This is a genomic window from Nitrospirota bacterium, from assembly GCA_015233895.1.
Lineage (GTDB): Bacteria > Nitrospirota > Thermodesulfovibrionia > Thermodesulfovibrionales > Magnetobacteriaceae > Magnetomonas.
Map to the genome: position 1 here is coordinate 46958 of JADFXG010000010.1, position 14279 is coordinate 61236.

The window sequence follows — 14279 nt, forward strand, 5'->3', positions numbered from 1 at the left end:
TAACTTAAACATAAAAAACGGGAGGTTTAACATGTATAGCCAAAAATTAATGGATCACTTTACAAACCCAAGAAACGTGGGGGAGATGCCCGATGCCGATGGGGTTGGGATGGAGGGAAATCCTACCTGCGGCGATACAATGAAACTTTTCATTAAAGTGGAAAATGAAAAAATAGTTGATATAAAATTTCAGACATTTGGCTGTGGAGCGGCAATAGCGGTCTCCAGTATGATAACAGAGATGGCAAAGGGCAAGACGCTGGATGAGGCGCTCCTGATAACGAAACAGGATGTGGCAGATGCTTTAGACGGGCTGCCGCCACAGAAAATGCACTGCTCAAATCTTGGCGCCGATGCTTTAAGAAAAGCCATCGAGGACTATCGCCAGCGTGGTAATTGAAAGCCTTTGAAGGTAAAGTGGACTGTAACAGGAATTAAACCCTGAGTGGTTGCTATTTTACTTTTAAAATGTTACAATACGTGCCGGTTCAGCTGTGTGTTGTCATCAGGCTGAAGTGAGTTAAATGGAGAGGTGGCCGAGCGGTCGAAGGCAGCCGCCTGCTAAGCGGTTGTGGGGGTAATACTCCACCCAGGGTTCGAATCCCTGCCTCTCCGGTTCTTTTATCTTTTAAAATCAATAGGTTAGCTTCGCTTGTTTTACATAATAAGTGTTCCCGAACTGTCCTCAGGTATTTTCAATCTATATTTTTAATTGTAGTATCGTTCAAGTCTATTAGTTTTTTACTTGAGGCAACTCGTGGTTGCGTGTTGCAATTCTAATGTTTTTATGGTAACGTAGGAGTATGAACACATTAACCTTTGATACGTTAAAAGTATTTGAGACACTTAAATCGTCCGGCTTTTCAGAGGAACAAGCAAAAGGCTTGTCTGATACGCTCAAGGTTGCACAGGAAACAGGGATCGAACGGTTTGCCACTAAAGAGGATGTATTTAAACTTGAAGTCAAAATAGAATCTGTAAAAGCAGAATTAAAAATAGATATAGAAAAATCAAAGTCCGAAACATTGAAGTGGATGTTCCTATTCTGGGCAGGGCAGTTAGTAGCCATGTTCACCTTATTTAAATTCTTTTTTAAGTAAACTACCTTACAAGACAATTTTATAAATCAATAAAGATTTAGCTTTCCTGTCTATAACTACTTGTAATGTATAGATGAATTAACAAATGTAAATAAAAAGGCCAGAGGAGTACTCTATATTAAAACCTCACTCCGGTTTTAAAACGTATGTCCCACGTGCAGAAGAAAGAGGATTCCTATTGCCATAACACAAAGTGACAGAATCAAATCAAGAACAGGCGACAGGATAAACCTCTCGGCACAAATCTGCTTTTCGATTTTCTTATACCGGATAAAACAAAATAAACTTAACACCACTCCCACTGCTATCAACAATTTGCCGATTGACGTAGAATAGTTTTTTATCTCTTGTATTGCTCCTGTCTTAATACCGGTTATATTCATAATATCTATTGATTTCAGTAAAAACAGGCCAAACTTCTCTATCACAAAGCCAAATGCCATGATGGACAGAGACGTTCGTATCCACGATAAAAACGTTCTCTCGTTTGAAAGATGCTGAAGGATATGGTCGAACTCGTTATTGTCTGGTTTGCACTCTGCCATAGTGTTATGAGTCTCCTTATAAAGATTTATAAAGATTATAAATTAAGACAGTACTGATAACCAGGCCTGCCGCGGTAAGAAAACACGTTAAATAGTTCGTAAGCGTGTATCGCCCTTGCTGTATCATTTTATTAACATTTCTATACCGTATGCCGGCTAAAAATATAACGGAGGTTCCCAGCACAAGTAAAATACTGCCTGCTGCTGATGAGGTAATAAGTATTCCGGAGAAAAATATAGACTTTCGTTGAGTTAAGGAGGAAAACGCATTCAGGCTTTCGACAAAAATAACAAATTTCTCACTGATTATCCCAAATACGACTATGGATATTCCTGTTTTAACCCACGACAGGAAATTTCTGTCCATCACCTGCCGTGCTCTTTCTATGAGTTTCTCCTGCTCTGTCAAACCTAATAATTATACCAAATTTTAAACCAAATATGCTAAAATCAAAGGAGTTCTATGGCACCGGAGTTCAAAGATAAGGTGTTGGGGCTTCTTGAGTTAAAGAGCCGTATCAACGCACTTAAAACCGATGGGAAAAAAATAGTGTTTACAAACGGTTGCTTTGACATCATTCACGTGGGACACACACGGTATTTAACTATGGCAAAGTCGCTTGGGGACATTCTCATAGTAGCCGTAAATTCCGATGATTCTGTTAGCAGACTAAAGCCGGGACGGCCTATAGTCAGTGAATATGAGCGTGCCGAGGTACTTGCCTCTCTCAGTATGGTTGACTATGTGGTGATTTTTAATGAGGATACCCCTTATGAGACAATTTGTGAGCTTTGTCCAGATGTGCTGGTTAAGGGCGGGGACTGGAAAAAACAAGATATTGTTGGTGCTGATATTGTGCCGGAGGTTCATAGTTTGCCTTTTGTTGATGGCAGATCCACTACGGAGATTATAAATAAAATACTAAGGATCTGTTCCTAAAGGGTTTATGCAACTTTGTCAGTAAAAGACCTGATTGAAAAAAGACTTGCCCCCTGCCTCACAACGCCAATGCCGCAGAGGATATACAATCTTAAGGGCTCTTTGCTGCCACTGCTGCTAGCTCATACAGATGAGCCTTTTATCGCAGTTACCGAAACTGAGGAGGAGGCTATTTCGGTGTTTGATGGGGTTGGGTATTTCTCAAAGCTTATGGGAAAACAACCCGCCATATACTTTCCGGAATCTCTTGATGCTGCCTCCAGCGGCAAACAGATTGAAATCCTGCTTAACGCAAAAAATGACTCATCATTTATCCTCACTCTGGCCTCATTTACTGCTCAGGTTGCCGATAAAACCGCAATCACCACACAGTCTATTGAGCTAAAAACCGGAGAGGAGTTTCCCCGTGAATATCTGAACGAAACCCTCACAGCGATGGGTTACAAAAGATCGGCGATGGTGGTTGATGAGGGTGAGTTTAGCGTAAGAAACTATATATTCGACATATACCCGCCGGGTAGAAAAAACCCCATACGTGTTGAGTTTTTTGGTGATGAGATAGACTCTGTCAGAGCCTTTGATGCCGACACCCAAAAGACAATAGAAAAGTTAGATAGTGAATCCATCCTGCCGCTAACTCAAAGCGGTGGCACTTGTTATCTGTTTGAATCGTTTGAGACAAAACGGTTGTTTTTCATAAATGATGCAAAGACAAAGGGGAAAGAGTTTATCGCTGACTTTAAAAATGCCCCACCTTGTACGATTCTCTCCGGCATTGCGGTTGACACTGAGGGAACAGATGCCAAAGCGCTAGCACTTAATGGGCTTGGGCTGCTATCGGAAGAACGAAAGAACATATCAGAGCTGCCTGCTGCAATAGCTGCAATCTCTGAAACCACACAAGTAATGCTGGTCTCCAAAACTGTTGCACAGTCGGAGCGCATTCGGGAGCTCTTTGCTGAAGTCTCTATGGATATACCCCTTGTCCCGGAACAAAAAGCATTTTCCGATTACGACGGAAATGTGTTTGTGGTAACGGGAGCGCTTAATGGAGGATTTTATCTGGATGGGCTTTTGGTGTTAACGGAGCTTGAGTTGTTTGGCGAGGTTAGAAGGCCTAAAAAATACAGGGGGTCAACAAAGGGTGAAATCCTAAGAACCGCAGATGATTTAAAGCCCGGTGACTACATAGTCCACAGTGAGCATGGAATAGGCCTGTTTGAGGGCCTGAGGCGAGAAACTGCCGAGGACTTTAACTATGACATGCTTGCCATCCAGTATGCTGACGGCGCAAGGCTCTACGTACCCGTCTATGGCATAGAGATGGTTAAAAAGTACCGCGCTTCAGAGGGCGTTGTCCCGCGGCTTGATAAACTTGGCGGTAAAACATGGGCTGCCGTAAAGCGCAAAGTCCGAAAAAACATAGAAGAGCTTGCCCAAAAACTCATTGCTCATTATGCTCAACGGGAAATCACACCGGCTTTTGCCGTAAGTGCGGACTCCCACCTGCACCAGGAGTTTGACACCTTTTTCCCCTACGAACCGACTGTGGACCAACTGAGCGCAACGGAGGAAATCAAGCGCAGTATGGAATCTGATAAACCTATGGACAGACTGCTTTGCGGCGACGTCGGGTACGGCAAGACCGAGGTAGCTATGCGCGCTGCTTTCAAGGCCGTCTTTGACAGCAAACAGGTGATGGTTCTGGTTCCTACGACAATCCTCTGTGAGCAACACTATATTACTTTTAAGGAGAGATTTGCCCCGTTTCCGGTCAGCGTTGACTATGTAAGCAGATTCAAGACTAAGGCAGAGATAGAGGGCGCACTGCTTCGGGCATCAAAGGGTGAGGTGGATATAATTATAGGCACTCAGGCGCTGCTTTCTAAAAAAGTAGATGTCCCAAACCTTGCGCTTTTGATTATAGATGAAGAGCACCGCTTTGGTGTGGCGCAGAAGGAAAAAATAAAGGAGCTAAAAAGAGGCGTTCATTGCCTTACACTTAGTGCTACCCCCATACCACGAACACTTCAGATGTCTCTTTCCGGCATATGGACAATGAGCACGATAGAGACTCCGCCTGAGGAAAGGCAAGCCGTGCGTACGTTTGTGATAAGTTTTGACAAAAACATAATAAAAGAGGCCATAGGCCGTGAACTTCACAGACACGGACAGGTGTTTTTTGTTCATAACCGGATAGGCGACATTGATAAGTATGCTGCAATGATAAAGACGTTGTTTCCGGATAACACTGTGGCAGTGGCACACGGGCAGATGCATGAGCGTGAACTTGAAGATAAGATGCTTAAGTTTATGAAGCATGATATAGACGTGCTGGTTTCAACTTCAATAATAGGCTCAGGAATTGATGTGCCATCGGCTAACACGATAATAGTAAACCGGGCAGATATGATGGGGCTAGCTGACCTGTACCAGTTAAGGGGACGCGTGGGGAGATCTAACGTAAGAGCGTATGCCTATCTAATCACTCCGGGTGAGGACTCGATGACAGGGGATGCTAAGAAGCGCTTGACGGCAATTCAGGAGTTAAGTTATCTTGGGGCGGGCCTGAGGCTTGCCATGAGGGATATGGAAATCCGCGGAGCCGGCAATCTGCTAGGCCCGCAGCAATCCGGCCACATATACGCACTTGGGTTTGACACCTACATGGAACTGCTTGAAGAGGAGGTGTCAAAGCAGCGGGGAACTTTTATAGAGCGAGAGTTTGAACCGACCGTGGATTTACGCATTCAGGCGCTGATACCGGAGGACTACATCGAGGATGTCGGGCTTAGGCTTAATTTTTACCGCAGAGTTGCCGCCGTTAAAGATGAGGATGCGTTGATTGCCCTGAAAGACGAGATGAGAGACAGGTTTGGTGCTGTTCCGGATGTGGTTGAAAATCTCCTGGGTGTAGTAAGAGTAAAGCAACTCTGCAAAGCGCTTAAGCTTGAATTAGTTAAGCGTTACGGTCAAAAAATAGTGGTAACCGCCTCAGAGGATGCTGGTTTTGTCGCTGAGGATTTGCTAACACTTAAGAAAGCAACGAGAAATAATATAAAACTCCTTCAGAGCGGATTTGAATTTTCCCCTGCTGATTTCAAAAAAGACGTTATAATTACAGAATTGACTGAGTTATTCAAAGCGCTTATAGAAATAAATAGAAAGGGAGAGACGAGCTCCGCCCGCAAAACAGATTAAGAAAAACAATACTTATTTAAAAGAATGTCTCAGCATACTCTTTTAGCCAGAGTTCAAAAAGAGGCACACGCATTTTTAACTTATCGCCGTCTTTTGCGATAAATCCGTGCTCAAGAAGCCGGGCTATGCTTACTTTGTCTGAGGGTGGGTTGCCTTTAATGATTTTAAGAACCGTTTCTTTATCGGAGTCCGTGCAGAATTGGCTCCAAAACACGCTCATCGCATGTGTTGAACGATCTATGCTTTTGGCTAATGCCTCATCGAGGTTTGCAAAGGTCATATTGCCGTTTAATGCCCTGTTAGCAATATCCACCATTTCGCTGCATATTGCCTGCAAAAGGGCAGGGTGCCCTTGTGTTATTTCATACATGTGATTGGCAAGTTCAGGCGGATATTTAAGGTTAAAGTCCTCAACCGGTTTGGTTATCAGTTTTATGGCCTCGTCATATTTGAGGTAGTCAACCTTGAGGGTTACTGTCTGTACAAAATATTCGTTCCAGTTGGGGTCTCTTAATTCGCTAAATAACCGTGTGCCTGCAAAGAGAAAAACCACATAGTTTTGACTTTGGGAAAAACTTCTCATTGCCCCAAGTAATTGAGCGCCTTGTTCCGGGTCTTTTGATATTAATTTATGTATATCTTCATATTCGTCAAAGGCAATCACCAGTTTATAATCTTTTTCTTTAGAGACGTGTTCAAGAAACTCTTTTAACTCACTACATGCCTTAAGCCATTGTTCCGGGGCTTTGTAATTATCCGGCGGCAAAGAAAGTTCTTTATTGATAGCACCTCTCAACTCAGAAAACCATCCGCTTACCGTATGTTCTATTAGTCCCTGCATATCAAACTTCACGATTTTAAATCTTGCACCAAGGCGTTCTGGTAGGAAGTTTAAGAGGCTCGTTTTACCAACCCTGCGCTGTCCTCTGATTAGAAACATGGGCATTGCGACTGCCGTCATAACTTTTGTTATAAATTCATCCTTAACATCATCACGTTCCATAAAAACCCGTGAATCACTTTTAGGGTTAAGTGCATCTCCTGACCTATAAACATTCGCCGTAATTGGCATAGCTGACTGAAGTTTTAATTTAAGACTCTCAAGTTCACCAATTGCAACATCTAACCATTTCTCTATAGCTGGCAGATAATACTTATTCCAAAGAGGCGATTCCCTTAAGGTTAAATCACGCAATTCCTTAAGTAAACGCATAAAATCCTCAAAAGACTTTTTCCTTATTCCAATATTATTTTCTTTTTGACTTGCTACAAGTTGGGCTTTTATTGCCTCGATTTTTGCAGTCCAATTTTGTGAAGGTAGAAATTTTTCTTGCTTAACTGCTATTTGAGGGATTATAAGCGCATCAGCCTTTAGTACATTTTTGTCCCATTGTCCTGCTGTTGCAGAATGTGAAATGTGCATAGCAAAAGAACGCTGTAAGGGGCGATATTCCAAAAGAAAATCAACAAACTCAAAAGCTGAATCAGGGTCTTCGTATGCTGATTCTGCAAGCCTTGATTTTAAAAACGGAATTGGCAGCCATATTATGCTATCGTTAATATATGGGTTTTGTTTAAGATTTACGCTCTGGAAAATGCTCAATAAATAAATGGGATACATGTAAATTCTAAAATACGATAAAAAGAAAAATAAACTAGCCTGTAAGCCTCCTTCCAAAGTACCTCCCAAACCTAACATTAAAAAAGCGACGAATAGACAACCACCCAAGCCACCCACTAAACCTATTTTAAAACCAGAAATTGACCCATCTATCAGATTCAAAATCATAAATAACACAATGCCACTTCCTATACCTAAGACTACACCTGTAGTCAAGGCACCTGTTAAAACTGGTACTAAACCACCTGAATAAGATATTAGAAAACCAATGATTAAATCAATAATCAAGCTAATAATCAAACCAGCACCTAAACTAACAACGAAAGTACCTGCTAAACCAAAAAACAAACCACTTAACAAACTATACGGTAAAACACGAAATCCATGTTTAAAAAATGAAAAAAACTTTTCAGTATAATTGTTAGCTTTATCCCATTTGAGAATTAAACTATCTGGAAATAATTCTTGATAATTATGAGGTAAATCTAAAATAATTGCTATAAAGATATAGAATGTAAACAAAATAATAGATAGTAGTATGATCAACAAATAGGTATTGAAAAACCATTTAACAGCATTTTTCCTATCGAGAGTTTTTGAAAATCTATCTAAAAGAAGCGGCTCAAAAAAAAGCCATTTCAAAAGCTCAAAACTGTTTTTTGGGACAGAGGGTTTATAAAAGGGAGAGGTTGTTTCCATTTATTAAGAATTGTCCATGTTAATTAGAGAATCTTCATTTAAACCAATTGCAAATTTGAGTAACTTCCTAAATAGTTTTCCATTTCTATCTAATTTAAACGTAGCCGCAATTGCATTTGCACGTTTTATCCATTTTAATAATGAATTAGCCACGGGTTTTTTCAAATTATTAAAATTTTTAGTAGTTCTGTCCAAACATTCATTAAAATTATCTTTTGTGACATTGTTTAGTTTTAAATCATCTTTTAACAGATTGAAAAAGCTATATGGTTTTTTATTATCAAAAATATAGCTTACAAGTTCTCCTTTAACATGGTTATCAATTTCGGGGTTATCCCGTTTTAATTCGTTTTCAATATGTGAATATGATAGCTCTGGTATAGGTGTAGGTTGGACATCAATATTAGAAGTGTGAGGCTCTCGTTTATTAATTAAAATACAGTGAATAAGGGGCATTGTCGAGCTTGTAAAGAACAAATTACAGTTGATATTGTGGTCATTCTTTATAGCATTTATATAGCCTAAGAATATGAGGTCATATTTTACGTCTGTTTTAAGGTTATTAAATATGGCGTCAAAATTATCGAGAAAAATAAAAATTCTGCCGTTATTAAGATTTGCCTCTTGAATAATTTCTAATATGCGTTTCTGGCGCTTTCCGTTCTTTACAGGTAGCTTGAGCTGATTACATAAATCAATAATAGACCCGTCATAGTTTTCTTTGTAGGGTTTCATGTTTATATGAGCGATTTTTGTATTACTTCTTGAAAGGGCAACTCCATTAACAGTGATGCCATTTTCTATAACTTTTATTAAATCCTCAATTAGGCGTGCTTTACCTGTTCCCTCATTTCCATGTACGTTAAAAGCTGCGCCAGTACTGATTTTTGTTAAAACCAACTCTGTAAATTCAGGTCTCAGACAATCTTTAAACTCATCCATCTCACTCTCCTCATTCCCCTTGCTGATACGTTCCTGTTGCTATGACGCCACATAATAGTACATTGAAAACATAATTGTCAAATGGTGTAGGCGTTTAATCAAAATGGAGAAGATGTCCGGTTTCGGCAATTGTGCGAAAGTGGTTTCGAAAAAGGGGGCTACTTAAGTTTTAGGTTTCATTCCACTGGTCTGCGCCTTAACGTTAGGCGTATCTATGACCAGTATGTAAACCTACGGTGATGGAATGAAAACAAAGCATTAAAACTAGAACTTCAAGCAACCCTCTGTGGAATGCTCACATTATCGTAAACCGCGAAATCACAATGTGTCTGTCCGCTTTATGAAACATACTGAAATTCGTCCGAAAATACCTTATGCGGCAGTTTGATGTCTTTTTCAGAAATAATTCCCCGCTTCATTTCCATAACTGAGGGGTTTTTAGACTCAAACTTGTCAATTAGATACTTTGCCGCATGGTCAGGGTTAATAATATCACCGCAGGTAAATATATCTACCGCAGCATAATTATATTCAGGCCATGTGTGAATAGAAAGATGTGACTCCGCAATTATAACCATTCCACTAATACCAAAGGGGTTAAACTCATGAAATGAAACGTCAACTATCGTTGCTTTAGCTGCTCTTGCGGCACCGACCAACGCATCGGTAACTTCTTTGAGGTCAATAATCCTGGTGGGATTGCACTCCCTTAATTCAATTAATAGATGTTTACCTAAAGCATGCAATTGCCTACCCTCCTGTTAACCTTAATTATAGATATACTATCCATTTGAACGTGTATAATAGCTTAATAAGATTATTTTGTCAACAACTATTTTGATGTCCTCAGATTTTTTTTATGTCTTGGGTGTTATTCCCCGCCGCTTGCGGCGGGGTGCGGTATTTACACTTTATAGTAATAGACTTTAAGAGTTTGGCGCCCAAAATCAATGGCCTCATCTTCTGAATCAAAAAACACGTCTATCATCTTACCTTTGATTTTGCTGCCCGTGTCCTCGGCTATGCGCCAGCCTACTCCTTCTATGTAAACCAGCGAACCGATAGGAATAATTGTGGGATCAACTGCCACTGTTCTATACCTGTGAGGTGTTGTGCCGCTTTTTGTCAGATGATTGCGGCTCCACTTGCCCGTACTCCTAAGAGATACATCATAGGCGGTTACTTCAAACTCTCCCTTCTCTAAATCCGTAAGAAACTCTGACTCTAAAACATTTACCTTTCTCGATAGCTGCTCATTTTTTTCCTTTAAATGTGACACCGTGTCAAAGTAGTGCATACCAACCAAAAATAGCACTATCGCCATTATCCCTGCAGACAACGAAAAACAAGTCAGTCTTATTTGCATAACTTTTTACCTCCTTTTTGTAACTACACACACAATTTCGCGTATAATCACATAACTTAAAGCGCACTTTCATTGTTTTAGTGATTTTGAAATCTTTGCTTATTGCAGTTACTAATATAATTGCAATATTCATGCCAGTTTGTTAATAATCCGATAGATAATCTGTAAATCTATATTTTGCTAATATTTCTACGTTAAACGCTTAAGAAAAAGCAGTCAAATTAGAGGCTTTTTTGCAACAGTTGTGTAACCCGTGTAAAATAAGGATAAGCCAGCTTTATGAAAGGCTGTAACAAGCAAATCCGGCTAATACAGGAAATCGCGTTGTGTAGCTTTTTTGCAACACAAAGGTCATCACAAATGATAAAATCGCTGTTTCAAAAAATCAAACGGGATTTTTATTTTTTTTTACAGTATTTGGTTGACATATCGGTATATTTTATTTTACAATCTGAAGTAATCATTAAAATTTAAGGTGGAACGTATAATGAAAACCAGATATGTTACAAAAGACGAGGCAGATAGAAGGTGGTTTGTGGTTGATGCCGAAGGCAGGATACTTGGCAGAATGGCAGCAAAAATCGCCGTATATTTAAGGGGCAAGCATAAGCCCTCCTTTACGCCAAATGCAGACACCGGTGACTTTGTTGTTGTGGTTAACGCTGAAAAGGTAAAACTGACTGGCGATAAGTTAAACGATAAGATTTATTATCACCACAGCGGCTACATCGGGGGCATTAAGGCTGAGGCCGCTAAAGACCGTATAAAGAGACAGCCTGAGGCCATGCTTAAAGACGCTGTGTGGGGAATGCTGCCCAAGAACAGACTTGGCCGCGCTCTTATAAAAAAACTGAAGGTTTACGCCGGAAAAGAACATCCGCATTCCGCACAGAAACCGGAACTATTAAACTTATAGCCTGAAGGAGACACTAAAGATGGCAGATATAAAGTATGCGGCTACGGGAAAGAGAAAAACCTCCGTGGCACGTGTCGTTTTAAAGAAAGGATCCGGTGATATTACCGTTAACTCAAGAACTTTTGAAAATTATTTCACAAGAGAAACTCTCAGGATGATAATCAAACAGCCGCTTGAAATATCCGGCATGATCGGCAAATACGATGTGATGGCAAAGGTTACCGGTGGCGGCCCGGCAGGACAGGCTGGTGCGGTAAGACACGGCATTACAATAGCCCTCATTAAATCGGACTCTGATTTACGCCCTAAACTTAAAAAAGAAGGGCTTGTTACAAGAGACCCCAGAGAGAAGGAAAGAAAGAAGTACGGTCAGAAGGGCGCAAGAAAACGCTTCCAGTTCTCTAAGAGATAATGGGTGGGAAAATACGTGCTGTAATCTGTGGCGCTAGTGGTTATACTGGTGCGGAACTTCTACGGATTCTCAGCAGGCATCTACATGTTAAGGTAGTTGCAGCAACATCAGAACGGTCGGCAAATAAGCCTGTTACAGGCTTATTTCCGCACTTAATACAGTTTGCTGGTTTAGTCTTACAATCCCTCGATGTCAAAGCGCTTGCAGACAAAGGCGATGTGTTTTTTATGGCTTTGCCTCACGGAGCCTCTCAGCAGGCTGTTAATTCATTATTTGATGCTGGTAAAAAAGTCATTGATTTGTCGGCTGATTTCAGACTTAGAAACCCTGATGTTTATGAAAAATGGTATAAAGAAAAGCATAGCTATCACACTGCCCTTTCATCTGCTGTGTACGGACTACCTGAGCTTTACAGAGAATCCATAAAGGGGGCATCACTGGTTGCCAATCCAGGGTGTTATCCCACATCGGCAATTTTGGCGCTCTACCCGGCGCTTAAACAAAACATTGTCAACACTGCGGATATCGTGGTTGATTCAAAATCGGGAGTTTCAGGGGCTGGTCGAAAAGCCGACCTTGCAATTTCCTTTTGTGAGGTAAATAATGGGTTTAAAGCCTATGGCGTAAGCACTCACAGACACACGCCGGAGATAGAGCAGGAACTATCGGCTATTGACAAAACTGATATAAAAATAAGCTTTACTCCGCATCTTATCCCTGTAAATCGCGGAATGTTGAGCACTGTGTATGCCAAGCTTAAAACGGATATCTCAATAGATGAGGTAATCACTATTTATAATAACGCATATAAAGATGAGCCTTTTGTAAAAGTGCTGCCTCAGGGAATGTTTCCCGATACCCGGTATGTTGCCGGCACAAATTACTGCCACATTGGGCTTTCCATAAACCACAACAATACGCTGATTGTAGTCTCTGCCATTGACAACCTGATCAAAGGAGCATCAGGACAGGCAGTTCAAAACATGAATCTCATGTTTGGCTTTAAGGAAACAGACGCTCTCGATACTCTTTCACCGGCTATACCATAAATTCATTCCCGTTGCCAATTTTAATGCAAAGGATGGGTTTCCGGCAAAGTGTAGGTGTACATAGCTTGCAAGCGTATGCTTTACGAAAAACCCTGCTGCTCCCTCAGTGTTTTCATAAATATTTTCAATAGATGAGGAGTTTTCATAAATATCTGAGTAATGAAACTCATGGCCTCTCAAAATATCCCCCTTGTGTCCAATTATTGTGTCCTCAGTAAGTTTCACCTCTCTATAGCCAAGACGCGATAACTTTGGCCTCATCTCACACTTAACAGGCAACACACCACACATCGGATAAAAACTCCCGTCTGTAGTCTTTATCCCATCGGAAATATACATAAGCCCGCCGCATTCGGCGTACACAACCCCGCCACTTTCTGAAAACTCCCGTATCCGATTTCTAAGGTATTCGTTTTTGGAAAGTGCCTCACTGTAAAGCTCCGGATACCCGCCGCCAAAATAAATCCCACAGGTTCCCTCCGGCAGTTCCTTGTCGCTTATCGGACTAAAAAATACTGTCTCTATCCCAAATGAACGCAAAAGCTCAAGATTGTCCTCATAGTAAAAACAAAACGCCGCGTCACGTGCTACTGCAAGGCGCAGCTTGTGGTTATGTAATGGCAAATTCTTGTTATCATTTATCAATGACGGCACGGGTTCAATGCTGGTTTTAGCCAAAATCTTATCTATATCCACAGTGTCTTTTACTAATGACACAAGATTGTTAATAAAATCCGAACCGATAATTGAATCCTCTGCCGTAAAAAGCCCCAAATGACGCTCAGGTATTTTGATGTCAGCGCTTGCTGCAATAAACCCAAACACTTCTGACTTACAGTTGGATTCCACAGCAGCCTTCAGTCTTTCAAAATGTGTGCGGCTTCCAACCCTGTTTAAGATCACTCCGGCAACAGCCACATCCTTGTCAAATGCCTCTATGCCTGATAAAACGGCAGAAACGGTCTCAGCCATTCCCTTGCAATCCAGCACAACAATAACCGGTATGCCTAAAAATTTTGCAAGGTTTGCTGATGACCTCTCTTTGCCGTCAAAAAGCCCCATCACCCCTTCCACTATTGATACATCGGAAAGAGCAGTATACTTATTAAACACAGCCTGTACAAAAGTATCCCCGCACATCCACCTGTCCAGATTCCTTGAGTGAAGGCCTGTAACGGCTCTGTGAAGACCGGGGTCTATGAAGTCAGGGCCTGCCTTAAAGGGAGCAACTGTCAGTCCATGATGCTTAAAGAGAGCCATAAGGGCAAGTGAAACCGTGGTTTTACCTGCTCCGCTTTGTATGGCGGAGATTATAAAGGCGTTTTTCACTTTTGTAATTAATACCGAGTTACTTTCAAACCAATAATAATTATAAATTTTTTAATCTTTTCGTATGTTGTGCGGGCGGAGCTCGCCTCCCCTAAGGGGATTCCCCTGTAAGACTTTTTAACCGGCAAAATGCCGGTTAAAAAATTCTTTACCTAACAA

14 protein-coding genes and 1 tRNA gene are annotated in these 14279 nt (G+C 41.1%); 8 read left to right on the top strand and 7 right to left on the bottom strand.

The window, feature by feature from the left end:
- The first annotated feature begins 31 nt into the window (after window positions 1–31).
- The 3 genes from nifU to HQK88_08835 all read left to right on the top strand — a co-directional run bounded on the left by nifU (window position 32) and on the right by HQK88_08835 (window position 1100).
- Window positions 32–400: a Fe-S cluster assembly scaffold protein NifU gene (gene nifU, locus HQK88_08825; GenBank protein MBF0616905.1), complete on the top strand. Its 369-nt coding sequence runs from the start codon at window positions 32–34 to the stop codon at window positions 398–400.
- Between the two features lie 126 nt (window positions 401–526).
- Window positions 527–615 (top strand) — tRNA-Ser (locus HQK88_08830).
- Between the two features lie 188 nt (window positions 616–803).
- Window positions 804–1100: a hypothetical protein gene (locus HQK88_08835; protein MBF0616906.1), complete on the top strand. Its 297-nt coding sequence runs from the start codon at window positions 804–806 to the stop codon at window positions 1098–1100.
- Window positions 1101–1237: 137 nt separating this feature from the next.
- On the opposite strand, the gene HQK88_08840 is transcribed toward HQK88_08835, so the two are convergent.
- Together HQK88_08840 and HQK88_08845 are read right to left on the bottom strand one after the other, a co-directional pair.
- On the bottom strand, window positions 1238–1645 hold the full coding sequence (locus HQK88_08840) for a DUF202 domain-containing protein (protein MBF0616907.1): 408 nt from the start codon (window positions 1643–1645) through the stop codon (window positions 1238–1240).
- A 16-nt stretch (window positions 1646–1661) separates the two neighbouring features.
- Window positions 1662–2054 (bottom strand): DUF202 domain-containing protein, encoded by a 393-nt coding sequence (locus HQK88_08845; GenBank protein MBF0616908.1) that lies wholly within the window; start codon window positions 2052–2054, stop codon window positions 1662–1664.
- A gap of 54 nt (window positions 2055–2108) precedes the next feature.
- Here HQK88_08845 and rfaE2 point away from each other — a divergent pair, with 54 nt between their 5' ends.
- On the top strand, window positions 2109–2585 hold the full coding sequence (rfaE2, locus tag HQK88_08850; protein ID MBF0616909.1) for a D-glycero-beta-D-manno-heptose 1-phosphate adenylyltransferase: 477 nt from the start codon (window positions 2109–2111) through the stop codon (window positions 2583–2585).
- Between the two features lie 15 nt (window positions 2586–2600).
- A complete protein-coding gene (gene mfd, locus HQK88_08855) occupies window positions 2601–5786 on the top strand; it encodes a transcription-repair coupling factor (protein ID MBF0616910.1) in 3186 nt (1061 codons plus the stop codon).
- Window positions 5787–5802: 16 nt separating this feature from the next.
- Here mfd and HQK88_08860 read toward each other — a convergent pair whose 3' ends face one another.
- The 4 genes from HQK88_08860 to HQK88_08875 form a co-directional block, all read right to left on the bottom strand.
- The gene (locus HQK88_08860) at window positions 5803–8049 is read right to left on the bottom strand and encodes an ATP-binding protein (GenBank protein MBF0616911.1); all 2247 of its coding nucleotides are present in this window, start codon (window positions 8047–8049) and stop codon (window positions 5803–5805) included.
- A gap of 60 nt (window positions 8050–8109) precedes the next feature.
- Entirely contained in the window at window positions 8110–9048 is a 939-nt protein-coding gene (locus HQK88_08865) for a hypothetical protein (protein MBF0616912.1), read from the bottom strand.
- 338 nt (window positions 9049–9386) lie between these two features.
- Window positions 9387–9794, bottom strand: coding sequence for an adenosylmethionine decarboxylase (gene speD / locus HQK88_08870; protein MBF0616913.1), 408 nt, complete (start codon window positions 9792–9794; stop codon window positions 9387–9389).
- Between the two features lie 158 nt (window positions 9795–9952).
- A complete protein-coding gene (locus HQK88_08875; GenBank protein MBF0616914.1) occupies window positions 9953–10414 on the bottom strand; it encodes a 3D domain-containing protein in 462 nt (153 codons plus the stop codon).
- 487 nt (window positions 10415–10901) lie between these two features.
- On the opposite strand from HQK88_08875, the gene rplM reads away from it, so the two are divergent.
- From rplM to HQK88_08890, 3 genes are read left to right on the top strand one after another with little or no spacing between them, the layout of a single operon-like run.
- Window positions 10902–11330 (top strand): 50S ribosomal protein L13, encoded by a 429-nt coding sequence (gene rplM, locus HQK88_08880; protein MBF0616915.1) that lies wholly within the window; start codon window positions 10902–10904, stop codon window positions 11328–11330.
- 19 nt (window positions 11331–11349) lie between these two features.
- Window positions 11350–11742 carry a 30S ribosomal protein S9 gene (gene rpsI / locus HQK88_08885; GenBank protein MBF0616916.1) on the top strand — a complete coding sequence of 131 codons (393 nt, stop codon included), beginning with the start codon at window positions 11350–11352 and terminating at the stop codon, window positions 11740–11742.
- On the top strand, window positions 11742–12791 hold the full coding sequence (locus HQK88_08890; GenBank protein MBF0616917.1) for an N-acetyl-gamma-glutamyl-phosphate reductase: 1050 nt from the start codon (window positions 11742–11744) through the stop codon (window positions 12789–12791). Before rpsI ends, HQK88_08890 begins: the two co-directional genes overlap by 1 nt.
- On the opposite strand, the gene HQK88_08895 is transcribed toward HQK88_08890, so the two are convergent.
- Window positions 12774–14120 carry a cobyrinate a,c-diamide synthase gene (locus HQK88_08895; GenBank protein MBF0616918.1) on the bottom strand — a complete coding sequence of 449 codons (1347 nt, stop codon included), beginning with the start codon at window positions 14118–14120 and terminating at the stop codon, window positions 12774–12776. The genes HQK88_08890 and HQK88_08895 overlap by 18 nt on opposite strands.
- Between the last annotated feature and the right edge of the window lie 159 nt (window positions 14121–14279).

Excerpts from the sequence above, each read along its gene's own strand:
- nifU (MBF0616905.1), top strand. The coding sequence starts at position 32 with ATGTATAGCCAAAAATTAATGGATCACTTTACAAACCCAAGAAACGTG.
- HQK88_08835 (MBF0616906.1), top strand. The coding sequence starts at position 804 with ATGAACACATTAACCTTTGATACGTTAAAAGTATTTGAGACACTTAAA.
- HQK88_08840 (MBF0616907.1), bottom strand. The coding sequence starts at position 1,645 with ATGGCAGAGTGCAAACCAGACAATAACGAGTTCGACCATATCCTTCAG.
- rfaE2 (MBF0616909.1), top strand. The coding sequence starts at position 2,109 with ATGGCACCGGAGTTCAAAGATAAGGTGTTGGGGCTTCTTGAGTTAAAG.
- HQK88_08865 (MBF0616912.1), bottom strand. The coding sequence starts at position 9,048 with ATGGATGAGTTTAAAGATTGTCTGAGACCTGAATTTACAGAGTTGGTT.
- HQK88_08875 (MBF0616914.1), bottom strand. The coding sequence starts at position 10,414 with ATGCAAATAAGACTGACTTGTTTTTCGTTGTCTGCAGGGATAATGGCG.
- rplM (MBF0616915.1), top strand. The coding sequence starts at position 10,902 with ATGAAAACCAGATATGTTACAAAAGACGAGGCAGATAGAAGGTGGTTT.
- rpsI (MBF0616916.1), top strand. The coding sequence starts at position 11,350 with ATGGCAGATATAAAGTATGCGGCTACGGGAAAGAGAAAAACCTCCGTG.
- HQK88_08890 (MBF0616917.1), top strand. The coding sequence starts at position 11,742 with ATGGGTGGGAAAATACGTGCTGTAATCTGTGGCGCTAGTGGTTATACT.